This window comes from Pseudodesulfovibrio alkaliphilus (assembly GCF_009729555.1).
GTDB lineage: Bacteria > Desulfobacterota > Desulfovibrionia > Desulfovibrionales > Desulfovibrionaceae > Pseudodesulfovibrio > Pseudodesulfovibrio alkaliphilus.
Map to the genome: position 1 here is coordinate 14,006 of NZ_WODC01000012.1, position 16,446 is coordinate 30,451.

Annotated in this window: 19 protein-coding genes and 1 riboswitch; of the genes, 3 read left to right on the forward strand and 16 right to left on the reverse strand. The window is 64.7% G+C overall.

The window, feature by feature from the left end:
- Positions 1-275 precede the first annotated feature (275 nt).
- The 3 genes from GKC30_RS14065 to GKC30_RS14075 form a co-directional block, all read right to left on the reverse strand.
- A complete protein-coding gene (locus GKC30_RS14065; RefSeq protein ID WP_155935611.1) occupies positions 276-1,601 on the reverse strand; it encodes a sigma-54 interaction domain-containing protein in 1,326 nt (441 codons plus the stop codon).
- A gap of 122 nt (positions 1,602-1,723) precedes the next feature.
- Entirely contained in the window at positions 1,724-2,392 is a 669-nt protein-coding gene (gene hypB, locus GKC30_RS14070; RefSeq protein ID WP_155935612.1) for a hydrogenase nickel incorporation protein HypB, read from the reverse strand.
- Positions 2,393-2,447: 55 nt separating this feature from the next.
- Positions 2,448-2,792: a hydrogenase maturation nickel metallochaperone HypA gene (locus GKC30_RS14075; protein WP_155935639.1), complete on the reverse strand. Its 345-nt coding sequence runs from the start codon at positions 2,790-2,792 to the stop codon at positions 2,448-2,450.
- Between the two features lie 213 nt (positions 2,793-3,005).
- On the opposite strand from GKC30_RS14075, the gene GKC30_RS14080 reads away from it, so the two are divergent.
- Both GKC30_RS14080 and ribB read left to right on the forward strand, forming a co-directional pair.
- The gene (locus GKC30_RS14080; RefSeq protein WP_155935613.1) at positions 3,006-4,895 is read left to right on the forward strand and encodes a sensor histidine kinase; all 1,890 of its coding nucleotides are present in this window, start codon (positions 3,006-3,008) and stop codon (positions 4,893-4,895) included.
- 43 nt (positions 4,896-4,938) lie between these two features.
- Positions 4,939-5,087: riboswitch (FMN riboswitch) on the forward strand.
- 118 nt (positions 5,088-5,205) lie between these two features.
- Positions 5,206-5,859, forward strand: a complete 654-nt coding sequence (gene ribB, locus GKC30_RS14085) for a 3,4-dihydroxy-2-butanone-4-phosphate synthase (protein WP_155935614.1) — start codon at positions 5,206-5,208, stop codon at positions 5,857-5,859.
- Positions 5,860-6,070: 211 nt separating this feature from the next.
- On the opposite strand, the gene GKC30_RS14090 is transcribed toward ribB, so the two are convergent.
- The 13 genes from GKC30_RS14090 to GKC30_RS14145 form a co-directional block, all read right to left on the reverse strand.
- Entirely contained in the window at positions 6,071-6,352 is a 282-nt protein-coding gene (locus tag GKC30_RS14090) for a hypothetical protein (RefSeq protein WP_155935615.1), read from the reverse strand.
- Positions 6,353-6,745: 393 nt separating this feature from the next.
- Positions 6,746-6,889: a hypothetical protein gene (locus GKC30_RS14925; protein WP_196772906.1), complete on the reverse strand. Its 144-nt coding sequence runs from the start codon at positions 6,887-6,889 to the stop codon at positions 6,746-6,748.
- A 181-nt stretch (positions 6,890-7,070) separates the two neighbouring features.
- On the reverse strand, positions 7,071-8,021 hold the full coding sequence (locus GKC30_RS14095; RefSeq protein WP_155935616.1) for an Lcl C-terminal domain-containing protein: 951 nt from the start codon (positions 8,019-8,021) through the stop codon (positions 7,071-7,073).
- Positions 8,022-8,030: 9 nt separating this feature from the next.
- Positions 8,031-9,188, reverse strand: coding sequence for an MFS transporter (locus GKC30_RS14100; protein ID WP_196772907.1), 1,158 nt, complete (start codon positions 9,186-9,188; stop codon positions 8,031-8,033).
- Between the two features lie 11 nt (positions 9,189-9,199).
- Positions 9,200-10,363, reverse strand: a complete 1,164-nt coding sequence (gene proB, locus GKC30_RS14105) for a glutamate 5-kinase (RefSeq protein WP_155935617.1) — start codon at positions 10,361-10,363, stop codon at positions 9,200-9,202.
- A gap of 98 nt (positions 10,364-10,461) precedes the next feature.
- Positions 10,462-11,529 carry a GTPase ObgE gene (gene obgE, locus GKC30_RS14110; RefSeq protein WP_155935618.1) on the reverse strand — a complete coding sequence of 356 codons (1,068 nt, stop codon included), beginning with the start codon at positions 11,527-11,529 and terminating at the stop codon, positions 10,462-10,464.
- Between the two features lie 121 nt (positions 11,530-11,650).
- Positions 11,651-11,920: a 50S ribosomal protein L27 gene (rpmA, locus tag GKC30_RS14115; RefSeq protein WP_155935619.1), complete on the reverse strand. Its 270-nt coding sequence runs from the start codon at positions 11,918-11,920 to the stop codon at positions 11,651-11,653.
- A 19-nt stretch (positions 11,921-11,939) separates the two neighbouring features.
- Positions 11,940-12,251: a 50S ribosomal protein L21 gene (rplU, locus tag GKC30_RS14120; RefSeq protein ID WP_155935620.1), complete on the reverse strand. Its 312-nt coding sequence runs from the start codon at positions 12,249-12,251 to the stop codon at positions 11,940-11,942.
- 124 nt (positions 12,252-12,375) lie between these two features.
- Positions 12,376-13,155 (reverse strand): ComFC family protein, encoded by a 780-nt coding sequence (locus GKC30_RS14125; protein WP_155935621.1) that lies wholly within the window; start codon positions 13,153-13,155, stop codon positions 12,376-12,378.
- A gap of 6 nt (positions 13,156-13,161) precedes the next feature.
- Positions 13,162-13,767 carry a flavodoxin family protein gene (locus GKC30_RS14130; protein ID WP_155935622.1) on the reverse strand — a complete coding sequence of 202 codons (606 nt, stop codon included), beginning with the start codon at positions 13,765-13,767 and terminating at the stop codon, positions 13,162-13,164.
- Positions 13,764-13,988: a hypothetical protein gene (locus GKC30_RS14135; RefSeq protein ID WP_367614153.1), complete on the reverse strand. Its 225-nt coding sequence runs from the start codon at positions 13,986-13,988 to the stop codon at positions 13,764-13,766. Before GKC30_RS14135 ends, GKC30_RS14130 begins: the two co-directional genes overlap by 4 nt.
- A gap of 46 nt (positions 13,989-14,034) precedes the next feature.
- Entirely contained in the window at positions 14,035-14,658 is a 624-nt protein-coding gene (locus GKC30_RS14140) for an MBL fold metallo-hydrolase (protein WP_155935623.1), read from the reverse strand.
- The gene (locus GKC30_RS14145) at positions 14,655-15,176 is read right to left on the reverse strand and encodes a nitroreductase family protein (protein WP_155935624.1); all 522 of its coding nucleotides are present in this window, start codon (positions 15,174-15,176) and stop codon (positions 14,655-14,657) included. Before GKC30_RS14145 ends, GKC30_RS14140 begins: the two co-directional genes overlap by 4 nt.
- Positions 15,177-15,336: 160 nt before the next feature.
- Here GKC30_RS14145 and GKC30_RS14150 point away from each other — a divergent pair, with 160 nt between their 5' ends.
- Complete coding sequence (locus GKC30_RS14150; RefSeq protein ID WP_155935625.1) at positions 15,337-16,401, forward strand: HD-GYP domain-containing protein; 1,065 nt, start codon at positions 15,337-15,339, stop codon at positions 16,399-16,401.
- Positions 16,402-16,446: the final 45 nt, after the last annotated feature.

Here is a 16,446-nt window from a genome sequence, read left to right on the forward strand (position 1 = left end):
CGGGGTAAATCGAATCGTCACGCATTTCAAACAGCTTGTACTCGTCCGCGTTTTCGCAGACGGATGCCAGGCGGTCCTTGTAGCACGCCAAACAAAGTAGCGTTCCGGTTTCATGCCGCATGCGTTGCACTTCGCCAGGACCATTCCGACATGCCTTGCTTTAAGCATCAAGCGTGCCATCAGAAAAAGTCTATAATTTCAAGCTTTATCTAAAAAAGAAGAAAAAACAGGGCGAAAAAAACGCCAAAACAAGGCGCAAGGGCTAATTATTCGCCCTAAGGATGGGTGTCGTCAGCCAGGAGGCGGCGCAGGGTGTCCTTGGAAATGCCCAGTTCGCGGCAGGCGGCCATCTTGCGTCCATTGTTGCGCTCCAGGGCGCGGTGGGCGGCGCGGCGCTTGATTTCCTCCATGCTGCCGCCCAGGCCGTTGTCCGAGACTGGGCGGTCGCCCGGGTGCAGGTATTCGGGCAGATGCTCCACCTGGATGAATCCCTTGGCGCAGAGGATGAAGGCGTATTCGAGGATGTTCTCCAGTTCGCGGACGTTTCCCGGATAGTCGTGACGCATGAGCAGGTGCAGCGCGTCTTCGCTCAGGCCGCGAACGTGTTTGCCCTGGATCGCGTTGAACTCGTTCACGAAGTGGTCGGTCAGCAGCGGAATGTCCTCGCGCCGTTCCGAGAGGGGCGGCAGGCGCAGAGTGACCACATTGAGGCGGTAGTAGAGGTCCTGACGGAAGGCGCCCTCGGCCACTCGGGCGGTCAGGTCGCGGTTGGTGGCCGCGACAACGCGCACATCCGCCTTGACAGGAGCCAACCCGCCCAGGGGTTCATAGGTCTTTTCCTGCAGAAAGCGCAGCAGCTTGACCTGGAGGTTGCCCGGCAGGTCCCCGATCTCGTCGAGAAACACGGTGCCGCCTTCGGCCAGGGCGATGCGGCCGGGCTTGTCGGTGCGGGCGTCGGTAAAGGCCCCGGCCTTGTAGCCGAAGAGTTCGGATTCGAGCAGGGTGTCGGGCAGGGCGCCGCAGTTGACGGCCACAAAGGGGCCGCCCTTGCGCGGACTGAGCGAGTGGATGGCGCGGGCAAAGAGTTCCTTGCCCGTGCCCGAGGGGCCAAGGAGGAGAGTGGTGGCCTGGCTGGCGCTGACCTGGGGGAGGATGCCGAAGAGTTTTTCCAGCGCCGGGCTGCGGCCCACGATGTCCTCGAACCGATAGAGGGCCTCAACCTTGCGGCGCATGACGTGGATTTCGGTCAGGTCGCGAAAGGTCTCCACGCCGCCCACCACCTCGCCGTCCGCGTTCCGCAGGGCCGAGGCCGAGATGGAGACCGGCACCCGGGTGCCGTCGCCCCGGACGATGAAGATGGATTTGTTGACCACGCGGTCTCCCCGGCGGATGCAGTGGGCCATGGCGCACTGGCCGTCGCACAGGCTGGAGCGCAGCACGTCCCAGCATTTGCGGCCCAGGGCCTCGGCGGCCGGGATGCCGGTGATGCGCTGGGCCGACTCGTTGAAGTAGGTCACGTTCCAGTCGGCGTCCACGGTGAAGAGCCCGTCCGCGATGGAGGCGAAGACCTCTTCAAGGGGCAGGTTGCGGGGAAAGGACATGGGGGGACCATACCCCCTGGCGCGGGTTATGCCAATGGGGCGTGGCGGCCTTTTGCCGCCGGGACGAGAAACCCCCTCCGGCGCAAGGCCGGGGGGGGCAAGCCATTGTAACGGGATGCGGTCTATTTGCCTGCGAGTTTTTCGGCCCGTTTCCGGCGCAGCCAGTCGTACCAGGCGTCCATGTTCTCGCCGGTTCGGGCGGACATGGCGATGACCTCAATGTCCTTGTTCAGGGTGCGGGCGTGTCCGGAAGCCTTGTCCAGGTCGAAATCCACATAGGGCAGGAGGTCCACCTTGTTGAGCAGCATGACCGAGGAGATGTGGAACATGAGGGGGTACTTCTCGGGCTTGTCGTCCCCCTCGGCCACGGACAGGAGCGTGACCTTGTGGTCCTCGCCCACCTCGAACTCGGCCGGGCATACGAGGTTGCCCACATTCTCCACAAAGAGGATGTCCACTGCGTCCATGTCCAGGGCCTTGATGGCGTCAAGCACCATGCCCGAATCCAGATGACAGCCGCCCTCGGTGTTGATCTGCACTGCCTGGGCGCCTGTGGCGGCCACGCGCCGGGCGTCGTTGTCGGTCTGCAGGTCGCCCTCGACCACGGCCATGCGGAACTCGTCCTTCAGGTCGGTCAGGGTGCGTTCAAGTACCGTGGTCTTGCCCGCGCCGGGCGAGCTCATCAGGTTCAGACAGAGAATCTTCTTGGCCCTGAAGGTGGCGCGCAGCTCTTCGGCGAGCCGGTCGTTGGCTTCGAGCACGTTGCGGACGATGGTTACTTCCTTGGACATGAGCCACCTCTTTGTCGTTGCGCCGGAGCGGTGAAAAAACTGCGGCTTGCGGCCGCTACTCGTCGTCGATCTCAATGGAGTCGATGAGCATTTCCTTGCCTTGCAGCACGGTGTGGCCAAGCAGCGCCTCGCACTTGGGGCAGGGCATGCACCGTGAATGGTCGGGGCTGAATTCCTCGCCGCATTCGCCGCAGGCCACCCGGATGGGCACCTCGATCACTTCGAGTCTGGAGCCGTCGAACTCGCCGCCGGGCGTGAGCGCGTCCCAGGCAAAGACGAGGGACTCGGTGACCACTCCGGCCAGGGCGCCGTTTTTGATCACCACCTTCTTGAGCCGGTGGCCGTCATGCTTGATCATCTCTTCGCGCAGGATGCCGAGGATGGATTCGACGATGGACATTTCATGCATGGAGAGATCGCTTACCCCATAAATACGATAGGAGCAAGAGGCCAGGAACATCTTGATCAAACATGACTTTTCCGGGAGGAAATGGCTGGTTGCGCAAAGGGCCCTCCTGTGCGGACATTGCGCACCCCCTGAAAACAGGCTAGGCTGACACAATGCGCAACCGGCCGGAAGCGCTGCCCATCCCCAAATCCTGCGTGAGGCACCATGCGGCTCAGACGGATCACCTTCATTTCCATCGCCATCGTGACCCTGGTGTTTCTCGCCATTGAGGCGTGGGTCGCCAACTCGGTGGTCAAGGACGGGTTCGACTCCCTGGAGCGCGGTTTGGCCGCAGCCGAGGCCAGACGGGTCAGAAACGGCGTTCTGCGCGAGATCCAGGCCCTGGACTCCTTTGTCTGGGACTGGGCGTCCTGGGACGACACCTATCACTTCGCCAGCAACGGCAATCCCGAGTATATCGAATCCAATCTGCCCGCCGAGACCTTCAGCAATCAGGCCCTGTGCGCGGTGGTGATCACCGATGCGCAGGGGAGGATCGTTTTCGGTCGCGCCCTTGACCAGGACGGGAGGGATGACGGTGCGCTCCTGGCTGATCTGGTGGCGGCGATACATCAATCCGATCTGCCCGCCGCCTCGCCCGGCGTGGAGGAGACAGGGCGCGGCGGCCTGCTGCTTCGGCCCGAGGGGGCCGTGTTCTTCGTTCGCCGCGAAATCCTCGACTCCCAGGGAGGCGGTCCTTCCACAGGACAGATGCTCATGGCCAGGAGGCTCGGTGACGCCGTGCGGCAGGCCCTCTCCCAAAGGCTTGAGTTGGAGGTGGTGTTTCATCCCCTGGAGGGCGGCCGCCTTGCGCCGGACATGGACGGCGCACTGGCCGCGGGGCTGTTGTCGGACGAGGGGACAGCTGTGCTGCCCCGCGATGCCGGGATCATGGACGCCTACGCCCTGGTGCGGGACATCCAGGGCCTCCCCGGACTGGTGGTCCAGGCCGTGTGCGACCGAGCCATTTCCAAGAAGGGCCGGGAGGTGGCTCACCTCAATTTCATGATCCTGGCCTCGGCGCTGGTCGCCTTTGGCCTGCTGGTGTTCTATTTGTTGCGGCGCAAGGTGCTCTCGCGGGTGGAAAGTCTCAATAGCCAAGTCCGTGCGTTGGATATGACCGGCGCGGGCGGGGTCCACATCGACGGGCGCGACGAGATCGCCGAGTTGGCCAGGGACATCAACGCCATGCTGGCCCAGATAGTCGAGAGCAGGCAGGCGCTGCAAGCGGCCCACGACGACCTGGAGCGGCGCGTGGCCGAGCGCACCACCGAGCTTGAGGAGGCCAACCGGGAACTGAAGTGGCTCGATCAGGCCAAGTCGCACTTTCTTTCCTCCACGTCTCATGAGCTGCGTACTCCGCTCACCTCCATACTCGGCTTCGTCAAGCTCATGGAGCGGACCTTCCGGGAGTCTTTCGGGCCGAGCCTTGAGGCATGCGACCAGCCGTCGGAACGCATCGCCAAGCACCTCCAGAATTTTCGGATCGTCAGGACCGAGGCTGAACGGTTGAGCCGCCTGATCAACGATCTGCTCGACTTCAGCAAGATCACGGCGGGACGCATGGACTGGCAGGAGTGCGACGTACGCACAGACGAACTGGTGCGCGACGCCGTGGCCGCCATCTCGGGCCAACTGGCAGGGAATCCGAACCTTGAACTGGTGGCGGATGCGCCTGCGGGCCTGCCCGTGCTGCACGTCAGCCGCGATCGGATTCTCCAGGTACTGATCAATCTCCTTGGTAACGCCGTCAAGCACACCGAAGCCGGACACATCCGGGTTTCCGCCCGGACAACGGGAGATGGCGTGGAATTTTCGGTGGAGGACACGGGCATCGGCATCCATCCCGATGACCGGGAGCGTATCTTCGAGGTCTTCTTCCAGTCCTCCCGCGCCCAGGCGCCGTCCTCGCGGCCCGTGGGCACCGGCCTGGGGCTGGCCATCTGCAAGGAGATCGCCGAGCATTATGGCGGCTCCATCCGGGTTGAGTCCGAACCCGGCCGGGGCAGCGTCTTCACCTTTTCTCTGCCTGGTTCCCTGGTGGTGGCATCGTGAGGCCGGTCTTGACACCGGGCGCAATCCGCGCTTTGCTGGCAGGGCTTGTTCTCAGGGCGGGGTGAAAGTCCCCACCGGCGGTGATCCGGCCTTGACCGGAAAGCCCGCGAGCGCTCCTCCGGGTGGAGGAGGTCAGCAGACCCGGTGCGACTCCGGGGCCGACGGTGACAGTCCGGATGAAAGAGAATGAGGCAGCCCGCAGCGAAACCCGGAACACGGTTTCGGTTTCGCGTCTGCCCCTGCGTGTCCGCGTGGGGGGCTGTCTATCCATGCGCCCTGATTCACCTCGACTCTTGCAAGGAGTTGCCCGATGAATCAGTCCCTGCTTGCCCGGTTCGGCTCGCCTGCCGAACGCGTCGAAAACGCCCTGGCCGCCTTGCGCGACGGCCGAGGCATCCTGGTCGTTGATAATGAAGACCGGGAGAATGAAGGCGATCTCATCTTCGCCGCCCAGACCCTGACCGAGGCACAGATGGCCCTGCTCATCCGCGAATGCAGCGGCATTGTCTGCCTGTGCCTGACCGAAGGAAAGGTCCGCGACCTGAACTTACCCATGATGGTGGAAAAAAACGGCAGCCGCCACCAGACCGCCTTCACGGTGTCCATCGAGGCCGCGCGCGGCGTGACCACCGGGGTCTCGGCCTCGGACCGTACGACCACGATCCGGGCCGCGGTGGCCGACGGGGCGGTGCCGTCCGACCTGGTCAGCCCCGGCCACGTCTTCCCGCTGCGCGCCCGGCCCGGCGGGGTGCTGGAGCGGGCCGGCCATACCGAAGCCACCGTGGACCTGACAAGGCTGGCCGGGCTCGCCCCCTGCGGCGTGCTCTGCGAGTTGACCAATGCTGACGGCACCATGGCCCGCCTGCCAGAGGTCGTGTCTTTTGCCGACCGCCACGGTTTCCCTGTCTGCGCCGTGGACGACATCGTCGCCTACCGCCGCGCCCGGGAGCAGGCAGCCGCCTGACGGCGCACTATCCGGCCATGAACGTGAAGCGGGCCGCCCATCCTGTGAGGATGGGCGGCCCGCATGATTGTGGTCGCGAAGTCGGTTCAGGCCAGCACGAGTCGGTAGAGCATTCTCTCGCAACAGAAGCGCAAGAGTGGTCGTGAGCAAGAAATGCGCGGAGGCCTCAAAGGCAGATTTCGTCTTGGGTGTCGTTTCTGCCCGTTGTATGCTATTTTTTTATTCCGGAAAAAATCAATTCAGTTGTTTTTAGCGTGCCAGCGTAGGCGTTCGATAATAGGATAAATGACAACAATTTTCCAAGTGTGTCAAGGTTGGATAAATCTGTTAATGTGTAGACTAAACAAAGCATTGTTGTTGAAAAAACAAGCATGAAAGTTAAGTTTGTTGCTTTTTTCATTCTCTCTGTTTTTTTAAGATGCAGTAAAAGGGAAAGGGCAAATGATAAAGCAACAAATGCAAACGCAACAAAATTGAAATACACCGTCAACATGTAGCTCCTCCTTTTCCTTGTGCGGGAATGACGACTAACTATTCGCGTATATCTGCGCTGTCAAGCGTTGAGCCTTAGTCTGTTTTGATAAAGCTCCCTAAACGCGAGGGGTGTGCTTTGCGGTAAAGACATGAGCGACCTCTGCGTATCCCCTTTTCCCGAACGCGCCTTGCACTCCGTAACCGATTCGAGACGTACTGGCTGCCGTGGTCGTGGCGCATCCCTTGGTGTATGGGCCCAGGGGCATCGAAAAGCTTGCCTGCCTAGCCGGATGGATGCAAAGCATTTCAGCGAATAATGGCTGATCGCGAAGAAGATATCGCCGCCAACGCAACGCGGGCCGCCCATCCCGTGAGGATGGGCGGCCCGCATGATTCGGGTCGCGAAGCGGGATCAGGCCAGCACGAGCCGGTAGAGCATTCTCTCGTAACAGGAGCACACGGCGCGGGCCTGGGCGTGGCCCACGCCCAGGCAGCGCAGACGACAGTAGACATGGAGCGGATTGAATTTGTGTTGCAGGTGTGCTCGCAGAGACATGGTTGACCTTCCTTGCTTGCCGCTCTTATCGGCAGGTACCGGGCAGAGGATTAGCCGGGGCCACAAAAAAACCGGGGCGCAACGCGCTGTTCGTCCTGGCGATCCGTTTTCGCATATTCCATTGGAGTGGTCAGGTCAACCTTTCAGATCGGGCTTCCAGATCGGGCTGCCGGGTCGGGCGTCAAACGGGAGCGGACACGGCCCAGACATGAAACCCCCGGTCGCCCTTGTGGGCCACGCCCACGGCCCCCTTGTGCAGGTAGAGGCACATGGCCCAGTCGCGCTCAAAGGCGCTGCTGGTGGACGACCAGTACGCCTCGGAAGGACGGTCAAAGGGGTGTCCGGCGGGCAGGGCCGGGGAATGGCGCGAGGCGTCCACCAGGGATTCCAGTTCGCGGATGGTCGGCAGACGCCACTGGACGATGTCGCCGACCTTGTCGCGGTTCAGCCGGGCAAGGGCCGCAAGGGCGGTTGTCCAGTCCGTGGGGCCGTTTGCCAGATCGGCGCTGGCGGTCCAGGTCAGTCCCGTGAGCGCGTCGCGCACCACAGAGCCTTGCCGGGCAAGGCGAGGCTCGGGCCAGGGGACGTTGACCGTGTCGCCCGCCCCGGTTTTTGGCAGGGCTTGGCTTGCGCCGCGGACGGGCCAGACCATTTCGTAGCCGGTGCGGCTGCCCCAGAACATGCGCCCGCCCGAGAGCTGGACATGCCACGCCTGAGACGGGTGCATGGCCGAGGGCGTCGCGGACCAGTACCAGCCGTCGAAGACGTTGATGAAGGGGTGGCCTGCGGACAGTGCCGGGTTGGCTTGATCGAAGCAGACAAGGCTGAAGAGTTCACGTCGATCGGGCATGCGCCAGTCCCGATGTCCGGCGTGGCCGCGTCGGTTCATGGCCCCGATGAAGTCGTGGCCTTCCTGCCAGGAGAGGGGGAAACCCGGCGCATTGGCATCGCGCAGCCAGGTCAGGCCGGTCAAGGTGTCCGTGGCCGTGTCCTGGTTGGCCGTGAATCGCTCCGGTCCTGGGGCGCGGCGGGCGAAGAATTCGGCGTCCTGTCCGGTGCCGCGGCACGGAATGGTCGCGCCCGTGGCGTCAGCGCAGAAGGTTTGTCCGGTGGGCAGGGGCGGGCAGATCATGCCCTGATGCTACTCCTGAACCCAGAAAATCGCCAGGAACAGAATGACGGCCGCGCAAGCCAGCCCCCCGGCGAACACCCCGGCCATGCCGAAAAGGGCGTAGAGTCCGCCCATGACAAGGGGGGCCAGGGTCTGGGCCAGCCGAAGCAGCAGGCCGTTGGCGGCCATGAACGCGCCGCGTTGCTCCATGGGCGCGATGGTGGCCAGCATGGTCATGACCGTGGGGATGTTCAGGCCCTGGGCCAGACCGAAACAGACCACAGGCGGAAGGACATGCCACAGGCCCGGTGCGCTGGGGGTCAGGATCATGGACAGGGCGTAGAGCACGGCCGAGGCCATGAGCAGTCTGCGCTGGCCGAACCGCTCCGCCAGCGGGCCGAGCAGGAACGAGGCTATGCCGGAAAAGCCCGAGGCCACCAGAAAGACCATCCCGATGGTCATGGCCGTGGCCTGATGGGATTGGTGCAGAAGCACCGGCAGATAGGTGACGATGGGCCCGTAAAGGACCATGAAGGTCATCAGGGTGGTGGCGAACAGGGCGAGCACCTGCCGGGTGCGGATGCGCTCCCAGGCCCCGGCAAGATAGTCCCGAAAGCTGCCACCGCTCCTGGGTTCGGGGGCGTCGAGATGGCGCAGGACCACCAGCCCGAGAGGAATGGCCAGCAGGGGCAGGATGAAGGGATACTGCCAGCCGAGCATGGCCAGCGCACCGCCCAGGGCCGGGAAGCCCGCCGTGCCCATGGAGAGGACCGAGGCGTTGTAACCCATGGCGCGTCCCCGCTCCGGTCCCTGATACAGGTCGCCGATGATGGTGCCGTAGAGCACCCCAAGGGGGGCTGCGCCAATGCCCTGGAGCAGACGCAGCATCAGCAACTGTTCGATGTTCCTGGCGAAGAAGCAGGCAAAGCCGAAGATGCCGAAAAGAAAGAGTGAGGGCACCAGCACGGCCTTGCGCCCCAGCCTGTCGGCCAGGATGCCCACCAGGGGAGCCAGGAGCGCTCCGGGCAGGGTGAAGGCGGCGATGACCAGCCCGATGCGGGATGGGGTGATGTCCAGTCCGGTGATCATGTCCGGCAGGGCCGGAATGATGCTTGAGACACCCAGGATCGCCATCAGCGTGACGCCGAAAACGAGCTGGAGGTTCTTGTCGAGATAGAGGCGTCGCAAAACGGTCCTGGTCAGATGGCGGCGTCGAGCAGCATGTTGTCGCGATGCACGGCCTCGTCAAAGGTGACGGGACCGATGGTTTTGGCCAATTGGTCCGTGCGCAGTCCCTTGATCCTGTCCAGTTCGGTCGAGGAAAAATTGGTCAGTCCCACGCCCAGGCGGTCGCCGTCCAGGTTCTCGATGAACACCAGCGCCCCGCGCTCGAAGCACCCCTGTACCGAGCGGATGCCGATGGGCAACAGGGACTTGCCCTTGGTCGCCAGGGCGTTGGCGGCGCCCTTGTCCACCACGATGGCCCCGGAAGGGTCGTCGTGGTAGGCGAGCCAGAATTTCTTGCTGGAGACTGCCCGGTCCTCGGGCAGGACCAGGGTGCCGCGTTCCTCGCCGTCGAGCACGGCCGCAAGGTCGAATTCGCCCCGGCCCGAAACGATGACAGTGGGCACGCCCAGCTGGGCCGCCCGACGGGCCGCCCTCAGCTTGGAATACATGCCGCCGGTTCCCACGCTGGTCTTGCCGTCGCACATGGCCTCTATGTCCAGTGCGGCGATGGTTTCGATGCAGGGCATGGGCCGGGCGTCCGGGTTGGTCTCTGGGTTCTTGTCGAAGACGCCGTCCGCGCTGGTCAGGTTGATGAACAGGTCAGCGCCGATCAGCCCGAGACACATGGCTCCGAGGGTGTCGTTGTCGCCGAACTCCAGTTCCTTGACCGAGACAGTGTCGTTTTCGTTGACGATGGGGACCACGCCCCATTCCAGGAGACGTTCCATGGTGTTGCGGGCATTGAGGAAGCGCTCTCGGTTTTTCAGTCCGCTGCGGGTCAGCAGCACCTGGGCCGTGATCTTGCCGTGGGCGGCAAACGCTTCGTCATAGTCGTGCATCAGGCGGCCCTGCCCGATGGCCGAGGCGGCCTGGCGCGAGGGCAGGTCGGCAAAGGTCTTGCCGTTTTTCCTGGCGGTGCGTTCGCGGATACGCTGGCGACCCGCGGCCACCGCCCCTGACGAGACCAGGACCACGTCGAGCCCTCGGTTGCCCAGGCCGGAGATTTGCGCGGCCAGGCGGTGGAGGGCTGTTGCGTTGAGTCCGTCGCCGGTAGTCAGCACGGCGCTGCCCACCTTGATGACCACCCGCCTGACATGGGCGAGCAGGGCTTTTCTATCCACGGGTGTCTGTGTCATGGGGCGCACGGTACAGCATCTCCCGGCCGGGTGGCAAGGGGCGAGGGCAACGAGGCCGAAGCCGCCGTGCGGGCGGAGGCCGAAGCCGGGCCTCCCGTTCAGTCGTTCTCTTCGGGGCCTGGGGTGGCCGACGATCCGTCCGCCGAATCGAGAGTGCGCAGGATGCGCCACATTTCGTCCAGCAGGGCGTCCACGCCTTCGCCGGTCCGGGCGGAGATGAGGAATATCGGTTGGTCCGATGCCTTGGCCTTGTCGCGCAGATCGGCCAATTGGTCCGGGGTCAGGGTGTCGATCTTGTTGATGACCCTGATCTGGGTCCTGGCGGCCAGTTCCGGGCTGTATTCGCGCAGTTCCTGGTTGAGCATGGCGTATCCGTCGGCCGGGTCGTCGTGGGACATGTCCTCCACCGAGAGAAGGTGAACCAGAAAGCGGGTGCGCTCCACGTGGCGCAAGAAGGTGATTCCCAGGCCGTGCCCGGCGCTGGCACCTTCAATGAGGCCGGGGATGTCGGCGATGACCATGCGCTCGAAGGCGTCGTTTTCCACCACCCCGAGGTTGGGAAAGAGGGTGGTGAAGGGATAGGCGGCGATCTTGGGCCGGGCGGCAGAGATCCGGGAGATGAAGGTGGACTTGCCAGCATTGGGCAGCCCGAGCAGACCCACGTCGGCCAGAATCTTCAGCTCGAGGCGAAGCTGTTTTTCCTCGCCGGGCCATCCGGGTTCGGCGTAGCGCGGGGTGCGGTTGACCGAGGACTTGAAGTGGAGGTTGCCCCGGCCGCCGTCGCCGCCTTTGCAGATGACCACCTCGGTACCGTCCTCCACCAGGTCGGCGACGAGCCGCTCGCTGGTGTTGCCGTCCTCATCCTCCACGATCTCGTAGACCAGGGTGCCCACGGGCAGGTCCACATAGAGGGACGGCGCTGCCTTGCCGTAGCGGTCGCGGCCCATGCCGGGCTGACCGTTCTTGGCGAAATAGTGGCGGTGCAGACGGAAGTCGTAGAGGGTCATCAGCCGGTTGGTGCCGCGAAAGATCACGTCGCCGCCCCGGCCGCCGTCGCCGCCGTCCGGGCCGCCCTTGGGCATGTTGGCCTCGCGGTGCAGACTGGCGCAGCCGTTGCCGCCCTTGCCTGACCGCACCAGGATGGTCGCTTCGTCAACAAATCGCATGGAACCTCCCGGCCGCGCCGCCCAGCGAGCCCGAATCGGGCGCGAAAACGGGCGACAACGCAAAAAACGGGCAGGGGGCGCCCATGACGTCCCCTGCCCGGATGTGTCGGTTTCCCCGGAGCTACGCTTCCGCAGGGATCACGTGCACACGGGTTTTGACCACCCGTTGGCGCGTGTACTTTTCAAACTTGACCACCCCGTCCACCAGGGCGAACAGGGTGTAGTCCCTGCCCATGCCCACACCGTCGCCGGGGTGGAACTTGGTGCCCAACTGACGCACGAGGATGTTGCCGGCCAGGACTTCCTGCCCGCCAAAGCGCTTCACGCCGCGCCTTTGCCCGGCGCTGTCGCGTCCGTTTCTGGAACTGCCGCCAGCTTTTTTATGAGCCATGGTATCCTCCCCTCAGGCGCTAGGCCGTGATGGATTTGACTTTGATTTGGGTGTAGTCCTGGCGATGACCCTGGGTCTTGCGGGCGTCCTTCTTGGGGCGCTTGTGGAAGACCACGATCTTCTTGCCGCGGATGTGTCCCAGAACCTCACACTCGACCTTGGCGCCCTGAACGAAAGGTTCGCCGATTTTGGTCTCGCCGTCCTTGTCTACCAGGAGAACCGAATCGATGCTCAGATTGTCACCGGCTTCGGCCTTGAGCAGATCCACATTGAATTCAAGACCTTCTTCAACGCGGTATTGTTTCCCGCCGGTCTCGATGATAGCGAACATAGTTGGAACCTCCAATTCGTAAGAGGAGGCAAGCTAGCCGCAACAGGGCGGTGAAGTCAAGCCCTGTGCGTTGTTTTTTGCGATTTTTTCGTTTTCCGGCTGCCGACGCATGGTCCCGGCGCTTTCAGCGCGGTTCGCGGCCTGCCCGAGCCAGCACCAGGGCGTCCATCCCGGCGGCCCCGGCCCGGCGCAAGGTCCGGGCGCATTCTGTCAGCGTCGCGCCAGTGGTGTACACGTCGTCCACCAGCAGGAGGGCTTTGCCGCGCACCATTTCGGCGGCGACAAAAGCGTCGCGGATATTCTCGCGCCGCTGGGCCATGTCCAGGCTCGACTGGGGCGCGGTGTGGCGAACCCTGCCCAGGGCGTTGGCAGCCACGGGTCTGCCCAGGGCGCGGCCCAGACCCCGCGCCAGTTCGAGGCTCTGATTGTAGCCGCGCTCCCGCACCCTTCGGGGATGGAGCGGCACGGGAACGATCAGGTCGGGTAGCGCCATGTCCGGCGCCACGGCGGCGGTGCCGCGCCGATATGCCTCGGCGGCCAGGGAGACCAGCAACCGGGTGCGGTGCAGACCGCCATGGAACTTGAAGTCAATGATCAGGTCGCGCAGGGCGGCGGAATAGGGGCCGTGGAAGTGCAGCCGGTCCCAGGGCGGCGGGTCGAGGCGGCACTCGGCGCAGACCGTGGCCGGTTCAGCCAGGGGGTCCACGGTGTCGTCCGTTTGGTCGCCGAACATGTCGCCGCAGCGGGCGCAACATCCCCCAAGGCGCGGACGCAACGCCTGGGCGCAGGTCGGGCACAGCGGATTCTCCCCGGCGGGGGTCAGCGCCGAGCAGACCGGGCAACGCGCTCCTGCCACACCCAGCGCCCGTGCAAGGCGGGCGAAGCGAGCCGCCAGGGAGCGCATCGCGTCTTAGGAGGCTTCTTCCCAGGCGCGGCGGCCCAGGTCGATGATGGCGTTTCTGTCGGCGCGGTCAGCTAGATCGTCGGGCCCGTCCAGGCCGCGAAATGTCAGCGGCTCCTTAAGGGGCATGGCGAAGTTGTGCAGGAAGTAGCGCAAGGTCACGGCAGCGCCTTCGAAGAGCTTCTCGCCCCGAGGCCGTCCGGCCACGAAAACGGCCCGTGCGGTGCGCTCGGGCAGGGCGGCCAGCCATTGTGCGCCGTCTGCCCGGGCGGCCCAGAACTGCTGGCCCCGGTCGATCCAGGTCTTGAGCATGGAGGGCAGATGGTAGAAGTAGATGGGTGAGGCAAAGAGCACGGCCCTGGCCGTCAGCAGCGCCTCGAAGAGATCCCAGGCCGCGTCGCCAGGGCCGAGGACGCAGAGGTCGCGGCCGCGACGTTCGCCCGGTTCGTCGCAGTAGCCGCAGGCAAGACAGGGGCGCACCTCGTGCTCGCGAACATGGATGATGTCCGCCTGTCCGCCCGCCTCGCGAACCCCGTCCGCAAGCCAGGAGGCGGCCCGGTCGGTGTTGCCGCCCCGGCGGTGGCTGCATGCGAAGACCACGGCTCTGTCGGTCATGATTCGGTTCCTTGGTCGGCGGGTGCGTCCACGCCGGAATAGACGGGTTTGATGCGGGTCATGCGCGTCAGGGCGTGATCGCCGCGTTCCTCGACTTCAAGGGACCAGCCCGGATGGCTGTGCATCTCGTGGCGCACCTGGGCCACCCCCCTGGGGGCGACCAGAGCCTCGATCCGGTCCGTCCTGGCGAAACGGAGGTACCAACCTACCTCCAGTCCCACCCCTCAACACTTGTCGCGGATGTCGATGCTGACGGTCTTGCTCATGCTAGAACCCCGCAAAAAAAGGATTGTGATTCATTTCGTCGCCCACGGTGGTCTCGGGGCCGTGGCCCGACAGCAGCCGGGTCTCGGGAGGCAGGGTGAAGATGCACCGGGTTACCGAGCGCTTGAGCACGTCGAGATCCCCTCCCTCGAAGTCTGTCCTGCCAATGGATCGGTAGAAGATCAGGTCGCCCACGAAGGCGGCACCTGCCTCGGGAAAGTGGAAGGTCAGGCTGCCGCGGGAGTGGCCCGGAGTGGCCAGCACGGTGCAGGCCAGCCCGGCGAACACGGCTTCGCCCGGCTCAATGGTCTGCGCCTCGTAGCGTTCCACCGGGGGCAGTCCGAAGAGGCCGCCAAGGCCCAGTTCGGTCTCCAGCAGATAGGCGTCGTCCGCTCCGTGCAGCACGGGTGCGCCCGTGGCCTCTGCCAGGGGCTTGTTGCCGTAGGTGTGGTCGAAATGCAGGTGGGTGTTGAGAATATGGGTCAGGGTCAGCCCCTTGTCCCTGAGAAAGGCCAGCACCGGGGCCGGGTCGCCGCCCGGGTCCACTGCCACGGCCTGGGAGCCGTTGACCAGCACAAAACAGTTGGTCTGCAGGGGGCCGAGGGCAAAGCTTTTGATTTCCGTCATATCTCCTCCAAAAGCAGTTCCGATAGCGGTTTGCGGGTGGAGCCGCCCTCTTGGTCCGGGTGGCCGAGGGCGATGACCGCCTGCAGTTCATGGCTGTCCGGGTCGAGCCCCAGGGCGGCCAGCGCGGCCGCCTGATCGTTGACGATCTGGCCGATCCAGACCGCGCCGAGCCCAAGGGCGTGGGCCGCGACGAGCATGTTCTGGATGCAGGCGCCAGCCCCCTGGTGGTCCTTCATCTCGCTGTACATGGCGTCTTTTTCCAGGGTCACGGCGATGCAGACGGTCGAGGCGCGGATGATGTGCGCGTACTTGGTGCACTCGGCCAGGGGGGTGCGCCGGGGGTCGTCGACGTTGATCACGAGAAATCGCCAGGGCTGGTTGTTCAGGCCGCTGGGAGCCCAGCGCCCGGCCTCGAGGATGGCCAGGATGTCCTGGCGGTCCACGGGTTGCCCGGTGAACTTGCGGATGCTGCGCCGCTCAAGCAGGGCGCGGATCACTGGATTGTCTGTCCGGCTCATGTGCGTGTGCTCCTTGAATCACCGTGTGTAGCCTACCCTGCTGCGACGGGCAAGGGGGCGCGGACTCCTTTGTCTGCGGCGCGTCTTCTCCCCACGGTCTTTCCATGGAGGTTGAAGCGCGGTATGGTGAGAAAAACCACCGACCAGGACCGGACACGCCATGCCCCAGCCAGAGACCTCTTCCGCCCCGCCTCCGGGCCAGCCCCTGTCCGAGACCTATCTTCAGATCAGCCCGAACATCCTTGAGATATTTCCCAGGTTCCGGCCGCCCGTGGACATATACCTGCATGATGAAGCCCTGGGTCGGGTGGGGCTGCTGCATGGCGCGGGCAGACGCCTTGGCGCCGAGGCCCAGGCCCGCGTGGCCGGGCTGGCCGCCGAGGGCCGCCTTTTTCTGCTGCGCGAGGATTACCATGTCTATGCCCGGCATCTGAGCCGCAAGCTCGGACTGGTGCTGGTGGAGGACGGCCTGAACCCGTGCGAGGTGGCCGAAATATTTTCCCTGGCCCTGCGCGACAAGGTGGCCCGGTTTCTTGACCAGCCTCGGCGCGAGGAGCTGGACCGGCTGCGCGGGGACATTGCCATTCTGGCCGAATACCTCTGGGCGGATCCCTGCCGGGTGGCGGTCCTGACCCGGGCCCTGCACCGGGATCACGATCCGGCCGTGCACGCGGTGAACACCCTGTTCATCGGCATCGGCCTGTTCGTGATGCTCACGTCTTCGGCACCGGCCGGGGCTGGCGGGTCGGGTGGGGCGGAGCGTACCGCCCTTTCGGCCATGGCCCTGGGGCTGGCATTGCATGACCTGGGCATGACCAGCGTGCCCCGGTTCATCACCGACAAGGAGCGCTATCTGCTGCGCCGCGACCGCGAGTCCATAGAGCGACACATCGAGGCCGGGCTGCGCATGATTGAGCGGCTCAAGGTGCGAGACCCCGTTGTCCGTCAGTGTCTGGAGGAGCATCACGAACGGCTCGACGGCTCGGGCTATCCCCGCGGGTTGCGGGGGGAGGCCATCTCGTTGCCCGGACGGCTGTGCGCGGTGGCCGATACCTTTGCGGCCATGATCGGGAGCCGTCCCCACCGGGGGGCCGGGAGCCCCGACGAGGCGGTCGCCACCCTGGTCCACGAGTCCAGGCGCTACGACAGGAGGCTGACCGGCCTGCTGGCCGCGCTTCTGGACAGCGGGGTGCCCGGCTGCGCCATGCCCCGGACAGGGAGGTAAAGGGCTCAAGAAGGGCGAGAGGGGCGTTTTCCCCTTCTCCTGGCC

Excerpts from the sequence above, each read along its gene's own strand:
- rpmA (WP_155935619.1), bottom strand. The coding sequence starts at position 11,920 with ATGGCTCATAAAAAAGCTGGCGGCAGTTCCAGAAACGGACGCGACAGC.
- ribB (WP_155935614.1), top strand. The coding sequence starts at position 5,206 with ATGAATCAGTCCCTGCTTGCCCGGTTCGGCTCGCCTGCCGAACGCGTC.
- obgE (WP_155935618.1), bottom strand. The coding sequence starts at position 11,529 with ATGCGATTTGTTGACGAAGCGACCATCCTGGTGCGGTCAGGCAAGGGC.
- hypB (WP_155935612.1), bottom strand. The coding sequence starts at position 2,392 with ATGTCCAAGGAAGTAACCATCGTCCGCAACGTGCTCGAAGCCAACGAC.
- proB (WP_155935617.1), bottom strand. The coding sequence starts at position 10,363 with ATGACACAGACACCCGTGGATAGAAAAGCCCTGCTCGCCCATGTCAGG.
- GKC30_RS14125 (WP_155935621.1), bottom strand. The coding sequence starts at position 13,155 with ATGCGCTCCCTGGCGGCTCGCTTCGCCCGCCTTGCACGGGCGCTGGGT.
- GKC30_RS14150 (WP_155935625.1), top strand. The coding sequence starts at position 15,337 with ATGCCCCAGCCAGAGACCTCTTCCGCCCCGCCTCCGGGCCAGCCCCTG.
- GKC30_RS14065 (WP_155935611.1), bottom strand. The coding sequence starts at position 1,601 with ATGTCCTTTCCCCGCAACCTGCCCCTTGAAGAGGTCTTCGCCTCCATC.
- GKC30_RS14095 (WP_155935616.1), bottom strand. The coding sequence starts at position 8,021 with ATGATCTGCCCGCCCCTGCCCACCGGACAAACCTTCTGCGCTGACGCC.
- rplU (WP_155935620.1), bottom strand. The coding sequence starts at position 12,251 with ATGTTCGCTATCATCGAGACCGGCGGGAAACAATACCGCGTTGAAGAA.
- GKC30_RS14140 (WP_155935623.1), bottom strand. The coding sequence starts at position 14,658 with ATGACGGAAATCAAAAGCTTTGCCCTCGGCCCCCTGCAGACCAACTGT.
- GKC30_RS14090 (WP_155935615.1), bottom strand. The coding sequence starts at position 6,352 with ATGTTGACGGTGTATTTCAATTTTGTTGCGTTTGCATTTGTTGCTTTA.
- GKC30_RS14080 (WP_155935613.1), top strand. The coding sequence starts at position 3,006 with ATGCGGCTCAGACGGATCACCTTCATTTCCATCGCCATCGTGACCCTG.
- GKC30_RS14075 (WP_155935639.1), bottom strand. The coding sequence starts at position 2,792 with ATGTCCATCGTCGAATCCATCCTCGGCATCCTGCGCGAAGAGATGATC.
- GKC30_RS14130 (WP_155935622.1), bottom strand. The coding sequence starts at position 13,767 with ATGACCGACAGAGCCGTGGTCTTCGCATGCAGCCACCGCCGGGGCGGC.
- GKC30_RS14925 (WP_196772906.1), bottom strand. The coding sequence starts at position 6,889 with ATGTCTCTGCGAGCACACCTGCAACACAAATTCAATCCGCTCCATGTC.
- GKC30_RS14145 (WP_155935624.1), bottom strand. The coding sequence starts at position 15,176 with ATGAGCCGGACAGACAATCCAGTGATCCGCGCCCTGCTTGAGCGGCGC.